The following is a 21,713-nucleotide window of genomic DNA, read 5'->3' as shown; positions in this document are numbered from 1 at the left end:
CCGGTACGGGCACGCTCGACCGCGCCGGGCACCCCTCCACGTCCGGCCCGCCCCGCAGCGCGCCCGCTCCAGCGCGCCGACAGCGGCGAGGTGGTCGAGGGTCAGCTCCAGGTACTCGACCCGGCGATCACCGCCCCGAAGGTCACCGCCCCGGCGGTCACAGCAGGAACCCCGGGCCCAGGGTGTCCTCGGGGTCGAGGACGAAGCGGTGCTCGCCGGTGCGGTGGGCTGCGCCGGTGACCTCGGTGACGACCGCGCCGCCCCGCGGGGCGCGGACCCGGCCGGTGAAGGTGGTGCCGATGACCGAGTCGTGCCGCAGGGTGCGGCCCGGGGCGAGGGCGCCGTCGTCGGCGAGCAGGGCGAGGCGGGCGGAGGTGCCGGAGCCGCACGGGGAGCGGTCGATCCGGCCGTCGGCGAAGACGGTGACGTTGCGCTGGTGCGGGCCGGACGGAGTGTCGGGCAGTTCGTCGTACAGGATGACGCCGTAGAGGCCGTCGCGGTGGCCGGCGAGCACCGGGTGGCCCGCCGGCGCGGCGCGGACCTCCCGGCCGGCGGCGGCCAGGTCGGCGAGCCGGTCGGGGACGACGGACAGGCCGAGCGCGGCGGCGGGCAGCGAGGCGTAGGCCGCGCCGGAGTCCGCCAGGTCGACGGCCACCGGGTGTCCGAGCACGGTCAGGTCGACCTTGCGGGCCAGCACCCGGGTCGGCACGTTGCGGAAGGTCACGGCGGTGGTGCGGCCGCCGCGGCGGTGCACGGTGGCGCCGACCCGGCCGGAGGGGACGTCGATCCGCACCAGCGCGGTGCCGTCGTCGGGGGCGTCGACCAGGCCGGTGTCCACGGCCCACGCGCCGAGCGCCATGGTGCCGTGGCCGCACGCGGTCGAGTAGCCGTCCCTGTGCCAGAACAGGACGCCGACGTGCGCCTCGCCGTCGTCCGCGGGGACGACGAACCCGCCGGACATGCCGGCGTGCCCGCGCGGTTCCCGGGTCAGCAGGCGGCGCACGTCGTCCAGCGGGCCGGGCCGCGGCGCGGTCGCGCTGCCGCCCGCGCCGATCGCGATCGCCCGGCGCTCGGCGACGGTGTCGCCGGGCACCGGCGGCAGCCCGGCGACGACGATCCGGAACGGCTCGCCCGCGGCGTGGTAGTCGACGGTGGAGACCCGGCCCATCAGTACTCCCCGGCGGGCAGCACGCTGACGGTGCGCGAGGCGGTGTAGAAGTCGAGCGCGGCCCGCCCCTGCTCGCGGGCGCCGTACGAGGCGCCCTTGGCGCCGCCGAACGGCAGGTGGAAGTCGACGCCGCTGGAGGGCGCGTTGATCCGGATCATGCCCGCGTCCAGGCGGTCCGCGGCGGCCAGCGCCACGTCCAGGGCGCGCGAGTGGACGGAGGTGGACAGGCTGTGCCGGGTGTCGTTGGCCAGCGCGACCGCCTCGTCCAGGTCGGCGGCGGGCAGCAGCACCGCGACCGGGCCGAAGAACTCCTCCGCCAGCAGCGGGTGCCCGGCCGGGACGTCCGCCAGCAGGGTCGGCTCCAGGAACCAGCCCGCCCGGTCGGCCCTGGCCCCGCCGGCCGGCACGGTGGCGCCGCCGGCCCGGGCGGTGTCGATCGCCCCGGTCAGCCGCTCCAGCGCCGGCCGGCCGATCACCGGCCCGCAGACGGTGTCCGGGGCGGCCGGGTCGGCGGCCGGGGTCCGTCCGAGCGCCTCGGCCAGTGCCTCGGCCAGCGGCTCGTACGCGTCGCCGACGGCGATCACCCGGCCGGTCGCGGTGCACTTCTGGCCCGCGTACCCGGCGATCGCACCGGCCAGGTGGGCGGCGGCCTGCGCGATGTCGGCGTCGGGCAGCACCAGGGCGGCGTTCAGGCCGCCCATCTCGGCCTGCACCGGGACACCACGCCCGCTCGCCCCGGCGACCACCGCGCGGCCCACCCCGGTCGAGCCGGTGAACGAGACCACGTCCGCGCTCCCGACCAGCGCCGTCCCCTCCTCGGCCCCGCCCGGGACGACGGTCAGCACGCCCGCGGGCAGGCCGGCGAGTTCGGCCAGCCGCAGCGCGCAGGCCACCGCCTCCGCGGACGGCTTGAGCACCACCGCGTTGCCGGCGGCCAGCGCGGGCGCGGCCTTCCAGGTCGGGATCGCCAGCGGGAAGTTCCACGGCGTGATCAGCCCGGCCACCCCGTGCGGGCGGCGGCGGGTCAGCAGCAGGCCCTGGCCGGCGGCCGGTTCGTGCACCTCGCCGGAGGCGGCGAACGGCGCCTGCGCGTAGTAGCGCCAGATCGCCACCGTGCGGGCCACCTCGCCGCGCGCCTCGGCCACCGGCTTGCCGACCTCGCGCACCACCAGCGCGACCAGCTCCTCGGCTGCCGCCTCGACCGCCGCGGCGGCCCGGCCCAGCGCGAGCGACCGCCCGGCCGCCCCCAGCGCCCACCAGCCGCGCTGCGCCTCCCGCGCCCCCGCGACCGCCGCCGCGACGCCGTCGGCCCCCGTCGACGGCACCGAGGCCACCAGGTCGCCGGGGTCGGCGGGGTTGTACGAGTCGATGGTGCCCATGCTCAAGGACCTTCCATTGAACGGAGATTGACGGTTCGCCAAGTGACGTCACAACGCCTGGCGGACGGGCTACAGCAGGAAGCCCGCCGGGAACGGGTCCGTCGGGTCGAGGAAGTACTGCGCGGTGCCGGTCACCCAGGCCCGGCCGGTGACGGTCGGGACGACGGCGGGCAGCCCGGCGACGGTGGTCTCCTCGACCAGGCGGCCGGTGAAGGTCGTCCCGATGAAGGAGTCGTTGCGGAACTCGGCGCCGATCGCCAGCTCGCCGCGCGCGTGCAGCTGGGCCATCCGCGCCGAGGTGCCCGTCCCGCAGGGCGAGCGGTCGAACCAGCCGGGGTGGATGGCCATCACGTGCCGGGAGTGCACCGCGTCCGAGCCGGGCGCGAGCAGCTGGACGTGGTGGCAGCCGTGGATGGACGGGTCCTCGGGGTGCGTCGGCCGGTGCCCGTCCGCGGCGTTGATCGCGTCCATCACGGCCAGCCCGGCGGCCAGGATCTCGTCCTTGCGCCCGCGCTCGAACGGCAGGCCGAGCCGCTCCAGCGGCAGGATCGCGTAGTAGTTGCCGCCGTACGCGAGGTCGTAGCCGACCGTCCCGTACCCGGGCACCTCCAGCTTCCGCTCCAGCGCCACCGCGTACGAGGGCACGTTGCGGAGGGTGACGCCGACCGCCGCGCCGTCCACCACCCGGACCTCGGCGACCACCAGCCCGGCGGGGGTGTCCAGCCGCACCGTGGTGACCGGTTCGACCACCGGCACCATGCCGGTCTCCACCAGCACGGTGGCCACGCCGATGGTGCCGTGCCCGCACATCGGCAGCAGCCCGGAGACCTCGATGTACAGCACCCCGAAGTCGGCGTCCGGCCGGGTGGGCGGCTGGAGGATCGCGCCGCTCATCGCGGAGTGGCCGCGCGGCTCGTACATCAGCAGCGTGCGGAACTCGTCGAGGTGCTGCTGGAAGTGGGTGCGCCGCTCGGCCATGGTGGCGCCGGGGATGGTGCCGAAGCCCCCGGTGACCACCCGGGTGGGCATGCCCTCGGTGTGCGAGTCGACGGCGTGGAAGACGTGACGGGTCCGCATCGCGGTTGTTCTCTCCAGTCGGCTGTCGGCGGGTCCGGACCTCCGGCGGCCCGGGCCGGCTCCCCCGGGGGGCCGGCCCGAACCACCTTGCGGCACGGGCTACTTGTGGCCCTCGGCGAGCGCCTTCCCGGTCGCGGCGCGCACCGCGGCCTCGGCCTCCGGGACGAGCGGCAGGCGCGGGGCGCGGGTCGGACCGCCGGGGCGCCCGGCGAGGTCCATGGAGAGCTTGATGGACTGGACGAACTCGGTCCTGGAGTCCCAGCGCAGCAGGGCGTGCAGCGAGCGGTAGAGCGGGACGGCGGTGGCCAGATCGCCGGAGACGGCCGCGTGGTACAGCTCGGCGCAGGCGGCGGGCAGCGCGTTCGGGTAGCCGGCGATCCAGCCGACCGCCCCGGCCAGGGCCAGCTCCAGCAGGACGTCGTCGGCGCCGATCAGCAGGTCCAGCCCGGGGGCCAGCTCGGCGATCTCGTAGCCGCGGCGGACGTCGCCGGAGAACTCCTTGACCGCGACGATCGAGCCGTCCGCGTGCAGCTGCGCCAGCAGCGGCGGGACCAGGTCGACCTTGGTGTCGATCGGGTTGTTGTAGGCGACGACCGGCACCCCGACCCGGGCCACCTCGGTGTAGTGCGCCCGCACCGCGGCCCGGTCGGCCCGGTAGGCGTTCGGCGGCAGCAGCAGCACCGAACCCGCCCCGGCCTCGGCGGCCTGCTCGGCCCAGCGCCGCGACTCGGCACTCCCGTAGGCCGCCACGCCGGGCATCACCCGGGCCCCGTCCCCGGCCGCCTCGACGGCGGTGGTGACGACCCTGGCCCGCTCCTCGGCGGTGAGCGTCTGGTACTCGCCGAGCGAGCCGTTGGGGACGACGCCGTCGCAGCCGTTGTCGATCAGCCAGCGGACGTGCTCGGCGTAGGCGTCGTAGTCCACCGTGAGGTCGTCGCGGAAGGGCAGCGTGGTGGCGACCATGATGCCGCGCCAGGGACGGGCGGGGTCGCGGGGGGTGCGGGTCACGGGGGTCTCCCTCGATATGATGTGTGACATTTTATAAGGGGGCGACAGGGACCACAAGGCCCCCGCCACCACCGGGCGGGCCCGGCCGCCGGCCCTAGTCCGGCCCCGGCTCGGCCAGTTGCGCCAGCGGCACCGGGCAGGACAGCGGTCGGCTGTCCGGCCGTCCGACTCCGCCGCCGGACAGGCGGGCCACCACGGGTCCGCACATCCGGCCCTGGCACCAACCCATGCCGGCCCGGGTGAGCAGCTTGACCGTCCGGGCGTCGCCGGCGCCGAGCTGTTCGACGGCCTCCCGGACCGCCCGGGCCGGGACCTCCTCGCAGCGGCAGACCTCGGTGTCGTCGGTGACCCAGCCGGTCCAGTCCGGCCCGGGCGCGTGCGCGGCGGCCATCAGCACGGCGAACGCGCGCCGCCGTCGGCGGACGGCCGCCGCCCGGGCGGGGAACGGGCGTCCGGCCACCGCGTGGGCGGCCAGCACGCCCTCGGCGAGCGCCAGGTCCGCGCCGCCGACGCCGCAGGTCTCCCCCGCCGCCCACAGCCCGGGCACGCTGGTGCGCTGCCGGGCGTCCACCGCCAGGGCGACCGCGCCGTCCGGCCCGGCGGCCGTCGCGGCGCCGAGCTCGGTGGCCAGTTCGATCTGCGGCACCAGCCCGTGGCCGATCGCCAGCGCGTCGCACCCGATCCGCCGCTCGCTGCCCGGCACCGGCTTCCACCGGGCGTCCAGCCGGGCCACCGTGACGGCGGTGACCCGGTCGGTGCCGTGCGCCTCGACCACCGCGCTGCCGCGCCGCAGCCGCACCCCGTGCCGCAGCAGCCGGGCGCCGTGCGCGGCGCCCTCGGCGAGCTTGCCGGGGTTGCCGGCCAGCACCGGCAGCCCGCGGGCGTAGCCGAGGTACGAGGTGGCCTCCACGATCGCGGGGACCTCCGCCCCGGCCGCGACCAGCGAGGAGGCGGCGGCCAGCAGCAGCGGACCGCTCCCGGCCACCACGACGCGCCGGCCGGGCAGCACCAGGGAGGACTTGAGCATCGCCTGCGCACCGCCCGCGGTCACCACCCCGGGCAGCGTCCAGCCCGGGAAGGGCAGTTGCCGCTCGTGCGCGCCGGTGGCCAGCAGGACGGCCCGGGCCCGCACGGTGGCCCGGTCGACCGCCCCGGGGCCGCGGGTGGCGTGCAGGCGCCAGGGACCGGTGTCGTCGCCCGGGGCGCCCGCCTCCAGCGCCCAGACGTGGTGGCCGGCCAGGTGGTCGACCAGCGGCGAGGCCGCCAGCCGCGCGCGCAGCCGGGCGAACACCGCCCAGCCGTGGTGCAGCCGCTCCGGCCGGGCCGCGCCCAGTTCGGGGGCGGGGTGCCGGTAGTACTGGCCGCCGGGCCGGCTGCCCGCGTCCACCAGGGCGACCCGCAGGCCGAACCCGGCGGCGGCGTCGGCGGCGGCCAGCCCGGCGGGGCCCGCGCCGATCACGGCGAGGTCGTAGCGGTCGCGGGAGGGCCCGTCCCGGTGCTCGCGCGGCTCAGACTCCGAGGTCGGCATGGCCGTGCCCCTCCTGGGTGGTGACGGTGTCGCCGTGCTCGGCGGGCAGCAGGCACAGGCGCTGGTTGGGTCGGCCGTTGACGGTGGCCAGGCAGTCGAAGCACTGCCCGATCCCGCAGAACGCCCCGCGCGGACGGCCCCCGCGCCGGGTGGTGCGCCAGGCCGGCACGCCGTCGGCCCACAGCGCGGCGGCCAGCGTCTGCCCGGGCAGCGCGGGCACCGGGCGGCCGTCGAACCGGAAGGTCCGGACGGGGCCGGGTTCGGCGCCCACCAGGTCGAGCGGGTCCACGGCTACTCCTCCCCTTCACGTACGTCACACCGCACCGGCCACCCCGCGCGGAAGCCCGCGCACCGCCACCCGCTCACGCCGCGTCCCCCGCGTCCCCCGCGCCCTCGGCGTCCTCGGCGTCGTCGAACCGCTCCGGCCGGAACGGTGCCAGGTCCAGCTCCGGCTCCGCGCCGGTGAGCTGACGGCTGATCAGCAGCCCGGTGGCGGGCGCCAGCCCGATGCCCGCGCCCTCGTGCCCGCAGGCGTGGTACAGCCCGGGCGCCCGGGCGTCGTGCCCGACGGCCGGCAGGTGGTCGGGCAGGTAGGGGCGGAAGCCCCGGTAGGCGCGCTGGACCTGGACGGCGCGCAGCACCGGGAACAGCGCGGCGGCCTGGGCGGCGAGCCGGTGCAGCACCTCGGGGCCGAGGGTCCGGTCGAAGCCGACCCGCTCGCGGCTGGCGCCGATCAGCACCGGCCCGGCGGGGGTGCCCTCGACCACGGCGGAGGACTGGAGGTCGGCCGAGCCGGAGGCGACGTCGGCGACGTAGTCGGCGGCGTAGACCTTGTGCCGGACGATCCGCGGCAGCGGTTCGGTGACGAGGACGAAGCCGCGCCGGGGCAGCACCGGGAGGCGGACCCCGGCCAGCGCGGCGAGTTCGCCGCCCCAGGTGCCGGCGGCGTTGACCACGGCGGGGGCGGCAAGGGCGCGGCGGGCGGTGGCCACGCCGGTGACGGCGCCGCCGGGGCCGCGCAGCAGGCCGGTGACGGCCTCGCCGAGGTAACGGTCGGCGCCGGAGGCGCGCAGCAGGTGGGCGGCGGCCAGCGCGGGCTGGACCTGGGCGTCCTGCGGGTACAGGTAGCCGCCGGGCAGGTCGGCGGCCAGGTGCGGTTCGAGTGCGGGCAGGTCGTCGGCGGTGACCGGGACGGCGGTCACCCCGGCGGTGCGCTGCTGCGCGGCGAAGCCGTGCAGCGGGTCGAGTCCGGCGGGGCCGGTGGCGACCACCAGGCCGCCCTTGGGCTCGTACTCGACGCGTGCGCCGAGCTCGGCGGCGAGGTCGCGCCACAGGCCGGTGGAGAGCAGGGCGAGGTCGAGTTCCGGGCCGGGCTCCTTGTCGGAGACCAGCAGGTTTCCCTCACCGGCGCCGGTGGTGCCGCCGGCCACCGGCCCGCGGTCCACCACGGCAACCTTCAGGCCGGACCGGGCGGCGTAGTAGGCGCAGGCGGCACCGACCACGCCGGCCCCGACCACCACGACGTCGTAGGGGTTTCGCTTGAGCACCTCGGTAATATGTCACATGGCTCGAACCCCGGGCAAGGACTCCCCCACCCGGCCGCCCCGCCCCCGCCCCGGCCCCAGAACGCCGAACGGCCCCGGACCGACAGGTCCGGGGCCGTTCACCGCCGCGCGGGGCTCGCCGCCCGCGCGCCCGGTCAGGTGATGTCGTCGATCTGGTCGCGGCGCGAGGCCGGGACCGGCGCGGGCGCCTCCACCGCCTCGACCCCGCCGACCGACTCGGCGTCCGCCACGCCCTCGACCGTCAGGTCGACCCGGGAGGCCTCCTCGTCGCTCAGCCCGGCGTCGGGGTTGCGGGCGGCCTTGCGCTTGTCGTTGAGCAGCGCGACCCCGACCGCCAGGAAGTACAGCGCCCAGATCGGCGCGGCCAGCGCCAGCATCGACAGCGGGTCGGTGGACGGGGTGGCGAAGGCCGCGAACACCGTGATGCCCATGACCATCGCGCGCCACCAGCTGAGCAGCCGCCGGCCGGTGAGCACCCCGACCAGGTTGAGCATCACCAGGAACAGCGGCAGTTCGAAGCCCGCGCCGAACACCAGCACCATGCGGGTGATCAGGTCCAGGTAGGTCTCCACCGGCACGATCGACTTGACGCCGTCGCCGACGAAGCTGATCAGCATCTCCGCGGTCAGCGGCATCACCACGTACGCGAGCACCGCGCCGGCCAGGAACAGCGGGGTGCCGACCAGCAGGAACGCCACCGAGTAGCGCTTCTCGTGCTGGTGCAGGCCGGGTGCCACGAACTTCCACAGCTGGTACAGCCAGACCGGGGTGGCGGCCACCGCGCCGGCCGTGAGGCTGACCTTCAGCATGACCGTGAACGGGGTAGTCAGGCCGATGTTGGAGATCTCCGCGCAGTGCTTCAGGCCGGCCGGCAGGGTGCCGTCCGGGTTGCACGCGGGCAGCGGCTCGATCAGGAAGTCCAGCAGCGCCTTGTGGTAGAACACCGCGACGATCGTGAAGAGGATGATCGCCAGCAGCGACTTGACCAGCCGGTTGCGCAGTTCGCGGAGATGGTCGGCGAGCGCCATCCGCCCCTCAGGGTCCTTGGCCGCTTTGCTCGTCTTGCTCAACCCGGTCCTCGAATCGTGCGCTCGTCGTAGTCGGTGTGGTGCGGGGCCGACGCGGGCGTTCAGGCGGCCCGGTCGGGGCGGGGGGCGCCCGGGGCGGCCTTGACCACCCGTTCCGGTTCGGCGGCGGGCCGCGCGGCCGGGGCGGGGGCGGCGGGCGTCTGTCGGCCGGAGTCGAACTCCCGGCGCAGGGCCCGGCCCTCGCTCTTGAGAATCCGCAGCGACCGGCCCAGCGCCCGCGCCGCGTCCGGCAGCCGCTTGCCGCCGAACAGCAGCACCGCGAGCGCCGTGACCAGCAGCAGCGAGCCGGGTGAAAGGAGTCGCATCCGCAGTGCACCGCCTTCCTCGTCCGGGAGGCAGGGCCCCCTCTCTGCGGGCGATGGTAGCCGCTCGGGGTGTCCGCGCGGGAACCCGGTACCCAACGATCGGATACCGGTCACCGACCGTCCGGCCGTGGTCAGTCGCCCGCGGCGGCCCGCTGCAGCGCGCCGACCGCGCCGTCCACCTCGCGGGCCAGCGCCCGCACGTCCAGCCACAGCCGCAGCGCGAGCGCGCCGAGCACCAGCAGTCCCGCGGTGGACAGCAGGACGGCTCCGACCAGGGTCCAGTTCACGTGCGGTCCTCCCTATCCGTCCACCGGCAGCAGCCGCATGGTGCGCACGCCGGCCTCGGTGAGCGCGGCGACGATCTTCTCCCCGGCGATCTTGCGGACGACCGCTCCACAGGCCGGGCAGGTGAAGCTGTAGAAGGTGCGCTCCTTGCTGGCGCCGAGCGCCAGCCGGAACTCGCGGGCCGGGAGCTCGACCTTCTCCCGGCACTGCGAGCAGTACACCTTGAATCTGGTGCCGTCGGTCACGTGGTTCCGACCCGTCCGTCCCGGTAGTGCTCCAGCGCGGCCAGCGCGGCGGTGCGGGCCTGTTCGGCGAGCTGGGCGGGGGCGGTGATCCGGCCGTCCCGGCCCAGCCGCAGGGCGAGCGGGCGCAGGCCGGACGGCTCGGCGGAGCGCAGGGTGATCCGCAGGCCGCCGTCGGGGAGTTCCTCGGCGCTGTCGTGGGTGTAGTACTCGGCGACCCAGCGGCCGCCGGGGCCGACCTCGACCACCACCTGCGGGTCCTCGGCGGTGGGGGCGACCAGCCCGGCGGACAGGTCGCGGGGCTGGAGCCGGGGCGGGTTGGCGGGCTCGTCGAGCACCTTGATCTCGGCGATCCGGTCGAGCCGGAAGGTGCGCCGGTCCTCGGAGGTGCGGCACCAGCCCTCCAGGTAGGTGTGGCCCTCGGTGACCAGCCGGATCGGGTCGACCTCGCGCTCGGTCAGCTCGCCACGGCCGTGCGACCAGTAGCGCAGCCAGATCAGCCGGCCCTCGCTGAGGGCGCGGTCGATGTCGGCGAAGACGGTGCCCTCGGCCTCGAAGGTGACGCCGACCCGGGCCGCGGACTCGGCGTTCTCGCCCGCCGCGTCCTCGATCTTGGCGACCGCCCGGGTGAGCGCCTGCCGGTCCCGCTCGCGCAGGCCGGGCAGCCCGGCGACGGCCCGGGCGGCGACCAGCAGCGCGGTGGCCTCGTCGGCGGCCAGCCGCAGCGGCTGGGCGACGTCGTCCACGTTGTGCCACCAGATCCGCTCGCCGTCGGTGTCGATGTCGAGCAGGTCGCCGCCGCGGAAGGAGGTGCCGCACATCGGCAGCACGTTCAGGTCGCCGATCAGCTCCCGCTCGGTGATCCCGAACGCCCGCGCCACCTCGGCGACCTCGGCCCCGGGCCGCTCGCGCAGGTAGGTGACCAGCGACAGCATCCGGCGCGTCTGGTCGATCGCGTTACTCATGCCTGCACCTCCGCGAGACCGGCGACGGCGCGCAGCCGGTCGATGACGTCGGCCCGCAGGTCCTCCGGGCCGATCACGATGACGTCGGGACCGTATTCGGCCAGGTCGGCGCCCAGGCCGTTGCCGTACGGGACGTCCAGTTCGTCCCAGTCGGCGCCGACCGGCCGGGTCTCCAGCGCGCGCTGGCGCAGCGGGTAGGCGGCGCCGGAGCGCACCTTGACCCGGGCCACCGCGGTGGCGCCCTCGCCGGCGAACCGGGCCACCACGGCCCGGACGTCCACGTGCTCGGGCACCTCGCCGGTGAACGCGCCGGCCCGGGAGCGGACCTTGCCGGTGATCCGGGAGAGCCGGAAGACCCGGGCCGAGCCGCGGTCGCGGTCGTAGCCGGCCAGGTACCAGTGGCCGCGCCAGCACTCCAGCGCCCAGGGCTCCACCGAGCGCGGCTCGGCGGTGGCGGCGCCGGCCTTGCGGTAGTCGAAGGTGACCGGCCGGCGGTCCCGGGCGGCGGTGAGCAGCGGCTCGAACGCGGCCTCCCGGGCGGGGATGCGGGGTTCCAGCGCGCCGTGCTCGCGGTCCTCGGCGAACGGGACGCCGGCCGCGCGCAGCTTCTGCAGGGCGCCGCTGGCGGCGCCGGACATCTTCGCCTGCTGCCAGACCCGGGCGGCCAGCGCCAGCGCGGCGGCCTCCTCGGCGTCCAGCGCGATCTCGGGGAGCCGGTTGCGGTCGCGGCGGGCGAGGTAGCCGATCTCGCCGTCGAGCGCGTTCTCGTCCACGTCGATGATCAGGCCGAGTTCGCGCAGGTCGTCCTTGTCGCGCTCGAACATCCGGTTGAAGGCGTCCTCGGAGCCCTGTTGCCAGGCCTCCCGGTACGCCTCGACGGACTCGCGCAGCTCTTTCTTGGAGAGCGGACGGCGGGTGTTCATCAGGCACAGGGCGAGGTTCATCAGCCGCTCTGCCTTGGCGATCGCCATCGGTGACCCTTCCTCCGATCGGGGGTGACCCGCCTGACCGTACCGGTACGAGCACGTCCAGAGAAAGCCGAACCCCCGGCTCCTGGCGGAACCGGGGGTTCGGTGGTGCGTCCGAGGTCAGACGCCCAGCAGGTCCACCACGAAGATCAGGGTGGAGCCGGCCGGGATGAGCGGGCTCGGGGACTGGTTCCCGTACGCCAGGTGCGGCGGGATGATCAGCTCGCGCCGGCCGCCGACCCGCATGCCCTCGACGCCCTGGTCCCAGCCCTTGATGACCCGGCCGCCGCCCAGCGGGAAGCGGAAGGTCTGGCCGCGGTTCCAGGAGGCGTCGAACTCCTCGCCGGAGGCGAAGGTGACACCGACGTAGTGGACCTCGACGACCGCGCCGGCCTTGGCCTCGGCGCCGTCGCCGACCACGATGTCGCGGATCTGGAGCTCGGTCGGGGCGTCGCCGCCCGGGAAGTCGATCTCCGGCTTGGTCAGGCTCACGATTGCTCTTCTCGTTCGGTTGCGTGAACGGGACTCATCCTAGGCGCACCGACGGGCCGTCAGCTGTCGCCGCCGCCGACACCGGCGTCCAGGATGTCGACCACGAACACCAGGGTGGAGTTGGCCGGGATGCTCTCGCTGGCCTGGTCCTTGTAGCCCAGCGAGGCGGGGATGACCAGCTCGACCCGGCTGCCGATGTTCTGGCCGACGATGCCCTTGTCCCAGCCCTCGATGACGCTGCCGGCGCCGGTGGTGAAGGTGAACGCCTGCCCGCGGTCGAGCGAGGAGTCGAACTTCTTGCCGTCCTTGTACAGCGCGCCGGTGTACTGGACCAGCACCTTCTCGCCGGACTCGATCTTGCGGCCCTTGCCCTGGATCAGCACGTGGCTCTTCAGGTCGGTCGGGTCGGCGACGCCCTTGGGCGGGGTGATGTCGGCGGGCTTGGTGCCGTTGTCCTTGACCTGCGGGAAGTCCGCGGGCGGCGGGGTCACGTCACCGGAGAGCACCGCGCCCGGCGCGGTGGCCTGCCGGATGTCCAGCACGAAGACCAGGCTGTCGGCGGCCCCGATGCCCAGCTGGCTGTTGCCCTGCGCGCCGAACGCGGCCCCGGGCGGGGCGACCACCAGCAGGCGGCTGCCGGCCTTGTGGCCCTCGACGGCGTTGTCCAGCGCCGGGATCAGCGACCCGCCGCCGGCCTGGTACAGCTGCGGCTTGCCGTTCTGCTCCCCGTACGAGCCGGGGATGTCCTTGCCGGTCTGCCAGTCCATCGCCGTGTAGTCGACGGTGACCCAGTTGCCCTTCTCCACCTTCGGGCCGTTGCCCGCGGAGAGCTCCTTGACCACGAACGTCCCGTCCGGGGCGTCCTTGGGCAGCGTGATGGCCGCCTTGGAGCCGAAGTCGCCGGCGACGGTCGGCAGCACCTTGGCGCTGTCCTTGATCGGCGGCACCGGCTCCTGGGTCGGCGTGTCCGAGGGAGCGGGGCTGGCGGCGGCCGAGTCCGCCTGCGCGGAGGGCTTGCCGTCGTCCTTGTTGACGTAGTACATCGTCACGCCGGACGCGACCAGCAGCACGGCCAGGACCGAGCCCAGGATCACGCCGAGCCGGCCCACCCCGCCCGGGTCCTCGTCGTAGCCCGCTTCGGAGAGCGGCACCTTGCGCTGGTTGGACGCGAAGACCTTCGGGGCCTCTTCGGCCTTCTCCCCGGGGGCCACCGGGGCGGTGGGCGGCGCCCACCCCGCCTGGGTCAGCATCTCGGCGGGGACGACGATCGACTCGCGGTCCACCGAGGGCTTGTTCCCGTTGGTGTCGGCCTCGCCCGGGCTCGACGCTTTCTCAGACATGACTCCCCATTCGACTCGCCCGACGACGCGTGTACCACTGGTGCGGGGCAGCAGTATGTCAGGTCGGCATGAGAGCGGGTCAGCCCGGCCCTCGCCCGGCTGTCAGGCCGTTCTCAGACGGCTTGCAGGATGTCGATCACGAACACCAGGGTGGAGTTCGCCGGGATCGAGCCGCTGGCCTGGTCGCCGTAGCCCAGCGACGGCGGGACCACCAGCAGCACCCGGCTGCCGACGTTCTTGCCGACCAGCCCCTGGTCCCAGCCCTTGATCAGGCTGCCGGTGCCGACCTGGAGGGCCTGCGCGCCGCCGTGGTTCCACGAGGAGTCGAACTGCTTGCCGTCCGTCCAGGTCACGCCGGTGTACTGGACCACCAGCGTCTGCCCGCTCTGCACCTGCGGGCCGGTGCCCTGGACCAGCACGTACTGCTGGAGGTCGGCGGGCGGCTGCTGGCCGGCCGGGACGGTGATGGTCGGCGCGGCCTTGCCGTTGTCCTTCACCTGCGGGGCGTTCGCGGGCGGCTGGGTGAGGTCCCCGGGGACGGTGGTGTCCTGCGGCAGCGTGCTCACCACGTCCAGCACGAACACCACGGTGTCGTCCTTGCCGACGCCCAGCGCGCTGGAGCCCTGGCTGCCGAACCCGGCGGCCGGCGGGGCCACCACCAGCACCCGGCTGCCGGCCTTCTTCCCCACCACGCTCTGGTCGAAGGCGGGCACCAGCTGCCCGCTGCCCGGCTGGTACAGCTGCGGCTTGCCGCCGGAGTCGTAGGAGCTGGACAGGTCCTTGCCGCTGGTCCAGTCCTTGACGGTGTAGTTGACGGTCACCCAGTCGTTCTTGTTGACCACCGCCCCGGAGCCCTCGCTCACGGTGCTCACCACGAACTGCCCGGACGGCGGCTCGGCGGGCAGCGTGATGGTCGCCTTCGAGCCGAAGTCCCCCGAGACGGTGGGCATCGGCGAGGCGGACGCCACCGGGCTCGGCACCTCGGCGGCGGAGGCCGAGGAGGCCGCCGGCGTCGTCGCGGTGGACTTCCCGGAGCCGCCCGAGCTGCTGCACCCGGCGAGCAGCGCGACGGTCAGGGGAACGGTGAGCAGGTAGGCGGTTCGACGCATGACGTCAGCCTATGACCCGATTCGTCCGGTCCGTCGGAGGCGCGGCGCGCCCCCGGCGGACCGGACCGGGCCGGCGGATCACATCCCGGCGATCAGCTTCTCCACCCGCTCGTCCACCGAGCGGAACGGGTCCTTGCACAGCACGGTGCGCTGCGCCTGGTCGTTCAGCTTGAGGTGCACCCAGTCGACGGTGAAGTCGCGGCGCTGCTCCTGGGCGCGCCGGATGAAGTCGCCGCGCAGCCGGGCCCGGGTGGTCTGCGGGGGCACCGACTTGCCCTGGAAGGTCAGCAGGTCGGTGGTGACCCGCTTGGCCTGGCCGTTCTTCTGCAGCAGGTAGAACAGGCCGCGGCGGCGGTGGATGTCGTGGTAGGCGAGGTCGATCTGGGCGACCCGCGGGTTGGACATGGTCATCTGGTGCTTGGCCCGGTACTTCTCGATCAGCTGGTACTTCATGATCCAGTCGATCTCGGTGCCGACCTTGGCCAGGTCCTCGCTGCGCACCGCCTCCAGGGTGCGGCCCCACAGGTCCAGCACCCGGGCCACCGTGCCCTCGTTGAGGCCCTTGCGGTCGGCGAACTCCAGCGCCTTGGTGTAGTACTCCTCCTGGATCTCCAGGGCGGAGGCCTCCCGGCCGTTGGCGAGCCGGACCTGGTGGGTGCCGGTCAGGTCGTGGCTGACCTCGCGGATCGCCCGGATCGGGTTCTCCAGCGTCAGGTCGCGCATCACCACGCCGGCCTCGATCAGCCGCAGCACCAGGTCGGTGGCGCCGACCTTGAGCAGCGTGGTGGTCTCCGACATGTTGGAGTCGCCGACGATGACGTGCAGCCGCCGGTAGCGCTCGGCGTCGGCGTGCGGCTCGTCGCGGGTGTTGATGATCGGGCGGGAGCGGGTGGTGGCGGAGCTGACGCCCTCCCAGATGTGCTCGGCGCGCTGGCTGACGCAGTAGACCGCGCCGCGCGGGGTCTGCAGCACCTTGCCGGCGCCGCAGATCAGCTGCCGGGTGACCAGGAACGGGATCAGCACGTCGGCCAGCCGGGAGAACTCGCCGTGCCGGGCCACCAGGTAGTTCTCGTGGCAGCCGTAGGAGTTGCCGGCCGAGTCGGTGTTGTTCTTGAACAGGTAGACGTCGCCGGCGATGCCCTCCTCGTGCAGCCGCCGCTCGGCGTCCACCAGCAGGCCCTCGAGGATTCGCTCGCCGGACTTGTCGTGGGTGACCAGCTCGGTGACGTCGTCGCACTCGGGGGTCGCGTACTCGGGGTGGGAGCCGACGTCGAGGTAGAGCCGGGCGCCGTTCTTCAGGAAGACGTTGCTGCTGCGGCCCCAGGAGACGACCCGGCGGAAGAGGTAGCGGGCCACCTCGTCCGGCGACAGCCGGCGCTGGCCCCGGAAGGTGCAGGTGACTCCGTACTCGTTCTCCAGCCCGAAAATTCGGCGGTCCATGTGCGACTCTTCTCTGTTCGAAGCTCGGTGGAACCCCTCGGTGGCGGTCGGTGGACCGGCGGGCGGCCCGCGCTGCGCGGCGGGCCGCCCGGGCGGTCATTCGGTGTCGGTGCTCGCGTCGCCCGCGCCGTCGGCGGCGTCGGTGCCGTCGGCGTCCTCGTCGGCGGCCGACTCGTCGCCGCTGAGCAGCCGGGCCAGCTGGCCGCCCAGGATGCGCTTGAACTTCCGCTGCTGGAAGCGCTGGCGGTCCAGGACGGCGACCTCCAGCTGCTCCGGCGTCATGGCGCGGGGGCTGCCGCCGTTGGGGTCGCGGGCCAGGCCGTCGACCGCCAGCTTGAGCGCCTCGGCGAGGGTGAGTCCGGCTCGGTGGCGCTGGCCGAGGTAGTTGCCGATGGAGTCGGCGTTGCCGCCGACCACCACGGCGTTCTTCTCGTCCACCACCGAGCCGTCGGGGGTGAGCCGGTAGATCTGGTCGTCGGCGGGGGTGCGGCCCACCTCGGCGACGATCAGCTCGACCTCGTAGGGCTTCTCCCCGACCGAGGAGAAGATGGTGCCCAGGGTCTGGGCGTAGACGTTGGCCAGGCCGCGGGCGGTGACGTCGGCCCGGTCGTAGGAGTAGCCGCGCAGGTCGGCGTAGCGCACGCCGCCGATCCGGAGGTTCTCGAACTCGTTGTAGCGGCCGACCGCGGCGAAGGCGATCTTGTCGTAGATCTCGGAGACCTTGTGCAGGGCCCGTGAGGTGTTCTCCGCGACGAAGACGATGCCGTCGGCGTAGGTGAGCACGACCACGCTGCGGCCGCGGGCGATGCCCTTGCGGGCGTACTCCGCGCGGTCCGCCATGGCCTGCTGGGGCGAGACGTAGAACGGCGTGGACACCGCCGGTCTCCCTTCGGGTGGTTGAGGCGGACTCAGAGGAGCGGGGCCTGCGGGCCGTTGGGCTGCTCGCGGCGCCGGTCGGTGATCGAGACCGCGATCGCGGAGACCTCCGCCTCGGTGAGCCGGCGGAAGCCGTCCTCGGTGATCAGCGTGACGATCGGGAAGATCCGGCGGGCCAGGTCGGGCCCGCCGGTCGCGGAGTCGTCGTCGGCGGCGTCGTACAGCGCCTGGACGGCGAGGGTGGCGGCCTCGTCGCCGGTCAGGCCGTCCCGGTAGAGCTTCTTCATCGAGCCGCGGGCGAAGACCGAGCCGGAGCCGGTGGCGGCGAAGCCGGCCCGCTCCTCGGAGCGGCCGCCGGTGACGTCGTAGGTGAAGATCCGGCCGCGGCCGAGGTCGAGGTCGTAGCCGGCGAAGACCGGGACGACCGCGAGGCCCTGCATGGCCATCGCCAGGTTGGAGCGGATCATCGTGGTGAGCCGGTTGGCCTTGCCCTCGAACGAGAGCACGGCGCCCTCGATCTTCTCGTAGTGCTCCAGCTCCAGCTGGAACAGCCGGACCATCTCGACCGCCAGGCCGGCCGTGCCGGCGATGCCGACGGCGCTGTACTCGTCCGCCGGGAAGACCTTCTCGATGTCCCGCTGGGCGATGACGTTGCCCATCGTGGCGCGGCGGTCGCCGGCCAGCACCACGCCGCCGTCGAAGACCGCGGCGACGATGGTGGTGCCGTGCGGCGCCTCGACGGTCATCCCCTCGGGGAGGGTGCGCCGCCCGGGGAGCAGCTGGGGCGCGTGGCTGTCGAGGAAGTCCAGGAACGAGGAGGAGCCGGGGGTGAGGAAGGCGGCCGGCAGACGCCCGGTGCCACTGAGGTTGGCTTCCACACGTGTCCTTCCGGATCGAAGATCGAAAGTTGCTTGGTGCCCCGGACCCTACCCGCTTCCGGGGCCGGTTCCACGCTCTCCGGGGGAGCTGCTCCGAGGAGCTTCCGGCAGCACGAGGCCGCAGGCGCGCTCAGGGCACACCTGCGGCGCTCGTGCTGCTCTCTTCGGTGGACGGAGGGGTTTCCCCTCTCACTCGCCGCCCTTCTGGACGAATCCGCGCACGAAATCCTCGGCGTTGGATTCCAGTACCTCGTCGATTTCGTCGAGTACCGAGTCGACGTCGTCGCTGAGCTTTTCCTGGCGCTCCTTGAGCTCGTCGGAGCCCTGCGTTTCCGCGGCCTGCTCCTCGACCTCCTCGGAGGAGCGGTTGGCCCGCTGCTGACCGCCGCCGGTGTCCTTCTCCGCCATTTTCCTCACCCCGCTCGTTCGGTGTTCTCGTTCAACGCTGGCTGCTCACCGGAATGATTCCCCGTCCGGGAAACGTTCACCCTCGGTGATCGAAAAGTTACCCGCCGGAGAGGACGCGCACCAGGTCCTCGGCGGTGCGGCACCGGTCGAGCAGCTCCTTGACGTGCTCCCGGGTGCCGCGCAGCGGTTCCATGGTCGGGACGCGCTGGAGGCTGTCGTGGCCGGGCAGGTCGAAGATGACGGAGTCCCAGGAGGCGGCGGCCACGTGGTCGGCGTACTGCTCCAGGCAGCGGCCGCGGAAGTAGGCCCGGGTGTCCTCGGGAGGCTGGGTGACGGCGCGGCGCACCTCGTCCTCGTCGAACAGCCGGTCGAACCGGCCGCGCGCCTCCAGCCGGTTGTAGAGGCCCTTGTCGGGCCGCACGTCGCTGTACTGGAGGTCGACCAGCTGGAGCCGGGGGCTGTCCCACTCCAGGGCGTCGCGCTGCCGGTAGCCCTCCAGGATCTCCTTCTTGGCGATCCAGTCGAGCTGCCGGGACAGGCTCATCGGGTCCCGCTCCAGGCGGCCCAGCACGTCCTCCCAGCGGGCCAGCACGTCGACGGTCTGGTCGTCGGCGTCCTGCCCGTAGCGGTCCTCGACGTACTTGCGGGCGAGCTCGCAGTACTCCATCTGGAGCTGCACGGCGGTCAGCTTGCGGCCGCTGCGCAGCTGGACCAGCTGCTTGAGCTCCGGGTCGTGGGAGACCCGGTGCAGGGTGCGCACCGGCTGGTCGACGGCGAGGTCGACGGCGATGAAGCCGTCCTCGATCATCGACAGGACCAGCGCGGTGGTGCCGAGCTTGAGGTAGGTGGAGACCTCGGAGAGGTTGGCGTCGCCGATGATGACGTGCAGCCGGCGGTACTTCTCGGCGTCGGCGTGCGGCTCGTCGCGGGTGTTGATGATCGGGCGCTTGAGGGTGGTCTCCAGGCCGACCTCGACCTCGAAGTAGTCGGCGCGCTGGCTGATCTGGAAGCCGTGCCCGCCGCCCTCCTGCCCGATGCCGACCCGGCCGGCCCCGCACACCACCTGGCGGGAGACGAAGAACGGGGTCAGGTGGCGGACGATGTCGGCGAACGGGGTGGCCCGCTGCATCAGGTAGTTCTCGTGGGTGCCGTAGGAGGCGCCCTTGTTGTCGGTGTTGTTCTTGTAGAGCAGGATCCGCTGCCCGTTGGGCAGCTCCAGGGCGCGCTCGGCGGCCTCCGCCATGATCCGCTCGCCCGCCTTGTCCCAGAGCACCGCGTCGAGCGGGTTGGTGACCTCGGGCGAGGAGTACTCGGGGTGGGCGTGGTCGACGTAGAACCGGGCGCCGTTGGTGAGGATGACGTTGGCCAGGCCGATGTCCTCGTCGGTGAGCTGGCTGGAGTCGGCCACCTCCCGGGCCAGGTCGAAGCCCCGGGCGTCGCGCAGCGGATTCTCCTCCTCGAAGTCCCAGCGGGCGCGGCGCGCCCGGTGCATCGCCGCCGCGTACGCGTTGACGATCTGGGACGAGGTGAGCATGGCGTTGGCGTTGGGGTGGCCGGGCACGGAGATGCCGTACTCGGTCTCGATCCCCATCACGCGCCGTACGGTCATGCGGCCCTCCTGACCTGTGGGTACTGCTGGGTACTGCTGGGTGGTGCCGGTGCAGACGCACCGTCCGGCTGCGGGGCCCTGCCGAGCGCCGCAGCCGGACGGGGTGGTGCGCGTGCTACAGGTACTGCCCGGTGTTGGCGACGGTGTCGATGGAGCGGCCGGACTCGGCGCCCTGCTTGCCGGTGACGAGGGTGCGGATGAAGACGATCCGCTCGCCCTTCTTGCCGGAGATGCGGGCCCAGTCGTCCGGGTTGGTGGTGTTCGGCAGGTCCTCGTTCTCCTTGAACTCGTCCACGCAGGCGGCGAGCAGGTGAGAGACGCGCAGACCGCGCTGGCCGTGGTCGAGGTAGTCCTTGATGGCCATCTTCTTCGCCCGGTCGACGATGTTCTGGATCATCGCGCCGGAGTTGAAGTCCTTGAAGAACAGCACTTCCTTGTCACCGTTGGCGTAGGTGACCTCCAGGAAGCGGTTCTCCTCGGTCTCCGAGTACATCCGCTCGACCACCGACTGGATCATGGCGGCGACGGTGACCGACACCGAGCCGTCGTGCTCCTTGAGGTCGTCCGGGTGGAACGGGAGGGTGTCCCGCAGGTACTTGGAGAAGATGTCCTTGGCCGCCTCGGCGTCCGGCCGCTCGATCTTGATCTTGACGTCCAGGCGGCCGGGCCGCAGGATCGCCGGGTCGATCATGTCCTCGCGGTTGGAGGCGCCGATGACGATGACGTTCTCCAGGCCCTCCACGCCGTCGATCTCCGCCAGCAGCTGCGGGACGATGGTGTTCTCCACGTCCGAGCTGACGCCGGAGCCGCGGGTGCGGAAGAGCGACTCCATCTCGTCGAAGAAGACGATGACGGGTGTGCCCTCGCTCGCCTTCTCCCGGGCCCGCTGGAAGACCAGGCGGATCTGCCGCTCGGTCTCGCCGACGTACTTGTTGAGCAGCTCGGGGCCCTTGATGTTCAGGAAGTAGCTCTTGCCCTGCGGCCGGCCGGTCACCTCGGCGACCTTCTTGGCCAGCGAGTTGGCCACCGCCTTGGCGATCAGCGTCTTGCCGCAGCCGGGCGGGCCGTAGAGCAGGACGCCCTTGGGCGGCCGGAGCTCGTACTCCTTGAACAGGTCGGCGTGCAGGTAGGGCAGCTCGACCGCGTCCCTGATCTGCTCGATCTGGCCGGCGAGGCCGCCGATCTGCCGGTAGTCGATGTCCGGGACCTCCTCGAGGACCAGCTCCTCGACCTCGGACTTCGGCACCACCTCGTACACGTAGCCGGAGCGCGGCTCCAGCAGCAGGGCGTCGCCCGCCCTGATCGTGACGCCGTGCAGCGGCTCGGCGAGCCGGACCACCCGCTCCTCGTCGGTGTGGCCGACGACCAGCGCGCGGTCGCCGCCCTCCAGCACCTCCTTGAGCGTGACGATCTCGCCGATCCGCTCGAACGCCATCGCCTCGACGACGTTCAGCGCCTCGTTGAGCATCACCTCCTGGCCGCGGCGCAGCTCGTCCAGCTCGACGCTGGGGCTGACGTTGACCCGGAGCTTGCGGCCACCGGTGAAGATGTCGGCGGTGCCGTCCTCGTTCTTCTCGAGGAAGGTGCCGAATCCGGCCGGCGGCTGTGCGAGCCGGTCGACCTCCTCCTTGAGGGCCACGATCTGGTCGCGGGCCTCGCGCAGGGTGGCGACGAGCCGCTCGTTCTGGGCGGTCACGCCGGACAAGCTGTTCTGGAGCTCGACGATCCGCTCCTCAAGAACCCTTGAGCTGCGCGGAGAATCGGCGAGCCTGCGCCGCAGGACGGCGATCTCCTGCTCGAGGTACGAGACCTGTGCGGCCTCGTCGGACCCCCGTGCGGGCCTGCCGGCGCTGCGGTCGTAGTCGTCATCGTGGGCTGCCACGGTCCTCACCTCCTCCTGGGGGAGCTGGACGACCCAAACCTACCTGGCACCAGGGTCATGTAAACCCCTAGATCAGAAAGATGGATCGGGCGTGTCCGATG

Annotated in this window: 22 protein-coding genes; all 22 read right to left on the bottom strand. The window is 73.4% G+C overall.

What is annotated here, in order from left to right:
* Positions 1-157: 157 nt before the first annotated feature.
* A complete protein-coding gene (locus QMQ26_RS31430; RefSeq protein ID WP_282203590.1) occupies positions 158-1,168 on the bottom strand; it encodes a proline racemase family protein in 1,011 nt (336 codons plus the stop codon).
* Positions 1,168-2,547: an aldehyde dehydrogenase family protein gene (locus tag QMQ26_RS31425; protein WP_282203589.1), complete on the bottom strand. Its 1,380-nt coding sequence runs from the start codon at positions 2,545-2,547 to the stop codon at positions 1,168-1,170. The genes QMQ26_RS31430 and QMQ26_RS31425 overlap by 1 nt, the downstream gene beginning before the upstream one ends.
* A gap of 69 nt (positions 2,548-2,616) precedes the next feature.
* Positions 2,617-3,624, bottom strand: a complete 1,008-nt coding sequence (locus tag QMQ26_RS31420) for a proline racemase family protein (protein WP_282203588.1) — start codon at positions 3,622-3,624, stop codon at positions 2,617-2,619.
* A gap of 99 nt (positions 3,625-3,723) precedes the next feature.
* Positions 3,724-4,662 (bottom strand): dihydrodipicolinate synthase family protein, encoded by a 939-nt coding sequence (locus tag QMQ26_RS31415; RefSeq protein ID WP_282203587.1) that lies wholly within the window; start codon positions 4,660-4,662, stop codon positions 3,724-3,726.
* 64 nt (positions 4,663-4,726) lie between these two features.
* Positions 4,727-6,160 (bottom strand): FAD/NAD(P)-dependent oxidoreductase, encoded by a 1,434-nt coding sequence (locus tag QMQ26_RS31410; protein WP_282203586.1) that lies wholly within the window; start codon positions 6,158-6,160, stop codon positions 4,727-4,729.
* On the bottom strand, positions 6,141-6,449 hold the full coding sequence (locus tag QMQ26_RS31405) for a (2Fe-2S)-binding protein (RefSeq protein WP_100839294.1): 309 nt from the start codon (positions 6,447-6,449) through the stop codon (positions 6,141-6,143). Before QMQ26_RS31405 ends, QMQ26_RS31410 begins: the two co-directional genes overlap by 20 nt.
* A gap of 73 nt (positions 6,450-6,522) precedes the next feature.
* The gene (locus QMQ26_RS31400; protein WP_282203585.1) at positions 6,523-7,707 is read right to left on the bottom strand and encodes an NAD(P)/FAD-dependent oxidoreductase; all 1,185 of its coding nucleotides are present in this window, start codon (positions 7,705-7,707) and stop codon (positions 6,523-6,525) included.
* A 152-nt stretch (positions 7,708-7,859) separates the two neighbouring features.
* The gene (tatC, locus tag QMQ26_RS31395; RefSeq protein WP_100839296.1) at positions 7,860-8,795 is read right to left on the bottom strand and encodes a twin-arginine translocase subunit TatC; all 936 of its coding nucleotides are present in this window, start codon (positions 8,793-8,795) and stop codon (positions 7,860-7,862) included.
* A 59-nt stretch (positions 8,796-8,854) separates the two neighbouring features.
* Complete coding sequence (locus QMQ26_RS31390) at positions 8,855-9,118, bottom strand: twin-arginine translocase TatA/TatE family subunit (RefSeq protein WP_282203584.1); 264 nt, start codon at positions 9,116-9,118, stop codon at positions 8,855-8,857.
* Positions 9,119-9,249: 131 nt separating this feature from the next.
* On the bottom strand, positions 9,250-9,405 hold the full coding sequence (locus QMQ26_RS31385) for a hypothetical protein (protein ID WP_158585321.1): 156 nt from the start codon (positions 9,403-9,405) through the stop codon (positions 9,250-9,252).
* 12 nt (positions 9,406-9,417) lie between these two features.
* A complete protein-coding gene (locus QMQ26_RS31380) occupies positions 9,418-9,648 on the bottom strand; it encodes a zinc ribbon domain-containing protein (RefSeq protein ID WP_100839298.1) in 231 nt (76 codons plus the stop codon).
* Entirely contained in the window at positions 9,645-10,610 is a 966-nt protein-coding gene (locus QMQ26_RS31375; protein ID WP_100839299.1) for a helix-turn-helix transcriptional regulator, read from the bottom strand. Before QMQ26_RS31375 ends, QMQ26_RS31380 begins: the two co-directional genes overlap by 4 nt.
* Entirely contained in the window at positions 10,607-11,581 is a 975-nt protein-coding gene (locus QMQ26_RS31370; protein WP_282203583.1) for a helix-turn-helix transcriptional regulator, read from the bottom strand. The genes QMQ26_RS31375 and QMQ26_RS31370 overlap by 4 nt, the downstream gene beginning before the upstream one ends.
* Positions 11,582-11,698: 117 nt before the next feature.
* Positions 11,699-12,070, bottom strand: a complete 372-nt coding sequence (locus tag QMQ26_RS31365; protein ID WP_035868835.1) for an FKBP-type peptidyl-prolyl cis-trans isomerase — start codon at positions 12,068-12,070, stop codon at positions 11,699-11,701.
* 59 nt (positions 12,071-12,129) lie between these two features.
* Positions 12,130-13,410, bottom strand: coding sequence for an FKBP-type peptidyl-prolyl cis-trans isomerase (locus QMQ26_RS31360; protein WP_282203582.1), 1,281 nt, complete (start codon positions 13,408-13,410; stop codon positions 12,130-12,132).
* A gap of 113 nt (positions 13,411-13,523) precedes the next feature.
* On the bottom strand, positions 13,524-14,519 hold the full coding sequence (locus tag QMQ26_RS31355) for an FKBP-type peptidyl-prolyl cis-trans isomerase (RefSeq protein WP_100839302.1): 996 nt from the start codon (positions 14,517-14,519) through the stop codon (positions 13,524-13,526).
* Positions 14,520-14,597: 78 nt separating this feature from the next.
* Positions 14,598-15,959 carry a Pup--protein ligase gene (pafA, locus tag QMQ26_RS31350; RefSeq protein ID WP_033212823.1) on the bottom strand — a complete coding sequence of 454 codons (1,362 nt, stop codon included), beginning with the start codon at positions 15,957-15,959 and terminating at the stop codon, positions 14,598-14,600.
* Positions 15,960-16,055: 96 nt separating this feature from the next.
* Positions 16,056-16,835, bottom strand: a complete 780-nt coding sequence (gene prcA, locus QMQ26_RS31345; protein WP_282203581.1) for a proteasome subunit alpha — start codon at positions 16,833-16,835, stop codon at positions 16,056-16,058.
* A gap of 32 nt (positions 16,836-16,867) precedes the next feature.
* On the bottom strand, positions 16,868-17,713 hold the full coding sequence (prcB, locus tag QMQ26_RS31340; RefSeq protein ID WP_282203580.1) for a proteasome subunit beta: 846 nt from the start codon (positions 17,711-17,713) through the stop codon (positions 16,868-16,870).
* Between the two features lie 189 nt (positions 17,714-17,902).
* Positions 17,903-18,121, bottom strand: coding sequence for a ubiquitin-like protein Pup (locus QMQ26_RS31335; RefSeq protein WP_111552045.1), 219 nt, complete (start codon positions 18,119-18,121; stop codon positions 17,903-17,905).
* Between the two features lie 97 nt (positions 18,122-18,218).
* Positions 18,219-19,730 (bottom strand): depupylase/deamidase Dop, encoded by a 1,512-nt coding sequence (dop, locus tag QMQ26_RS31330; protein ID WP_111552044.1) that lies wholly within the window; start codon positions 19,728-19,730, stop codon positions 18,219-18,221.
* A gap of 115 nt (positions 19,731-19,845) precedes the next feature.
* Positions 19,846-21,612: a proteasome ATPase gene (gene arc / locus QMQ26_RS31325; protein WP_282203579.1), complete on the bottom strand. Its 1,767-nt coding sequence runs from the start codon at positions 21,610-21,612 to the stop codon at positions 19,846-19,848.
* Between the last annotated feature and the right edge of the window lie 101 nt (positions 21,613-21,713).

It is taken from the genome of Kitasatospora fiedleri (assembly GCF_948472415.1).
Lineage (GTDB): Bacteria > Actinomycetota > Actinomycetes > Streptomycetales > Streptomycetaceae > Kitasatospora > Kitasatospora fiedleri.
Note: the sequence above shows the minus strand (reverse complement) of the source record. Positions and strands in the feature narration are given on the sequence as shown.

Coding starts and splice junctions, on each gene's coding strand:
- QMQ26_RS31430 (WP_282203590.1), bottom strand. CDS start 1,168: ATGGGCCGGGTCTCCACCGTCGACTACCACGCCGCGGGCGAGCCGTTC.
- QMQ26_RS31425 (WP_282203589.1), bottom strand. CDS start 2,547: ATGGGCACCATCGACTCGTACAACCCCGCCGACCCCGGCGACCTGGTG.
- QMQ26_RS31420 (WP_282203588.1), bottom strand. CDS start 3,624: ATGCGGACCCGTCACGTCTTCCACGCCGTCGACTCGCACACCGAGGGC.
- QMQ26_RS31415 (WP_282203587.1), bottom strand. CDS start 4,662: ATGTCACACATCATATCGAGGGAGACCCCCGTGACCCGCACCCCCCGC.
- QMQ26_RS31410 (WP_282203586.1), bottom strand. CDS start 6,160: ATGCCGACCTCGGAGTCTGAGCCGCGCGAGCACCGGGACGGGCCCTCC.
- QMQ26_RS31390 (WP_282203584.1), bottom strand. CDS start 9,118: ATGCGACTCCTTTCACCCGGCTCGCTGCTGCTGGTCACGGCGCTCGCG.
- QMQ26_RS31375 (WP_100839299.1), bottom strand. CDS start 10,610: ATGAGTAACGCGATCGACCAGACGCGCCGGATGCTGTCGCTGGTCACC.
- QMQ26_RS31370 (WP_282203583.1), bottom strand. CDS start 11,581: ATGGCGATCGCCAAGGCAGAGCGGCTGATGAACCTCGCCCTGTGCCTG.
- QMQ26_RS31360 (WP_282203582.1), bottom strand. CDS start 13,410: ATGTCTGAGAAAGCGTCGAGCCCGGGCGAGGCCGACACCAACGGGAAC.
- QMQ26_RS31355 (WP_100839302.1), bottom strand. CDS start 14,519: ATGCGTCGAACCGCCTACCTGCTCACCGTTCCCCTGACCGTCGCGCTG.
- pafA (WP_033212823.1), bottom strand. CDS start 15,959: ATGGACCGCCGAATTTTCGGGCTGGAGAACGAGTACGGAGTCACCTGC.
- QMQ26_RS31335 (WP_111552045.1), bottom strand. CDS start 18,121: ATGGCGGAGAAGGACACCGGCGGCGGTCAGCAGCGGGCCAACCGCTCC.
- dop (WP_111552044.1), bottom strand. CDS start 19,730: ATGACCGTACGGCGCGTGATGGGGATCGAGACCGAGTACGGCATCTCC.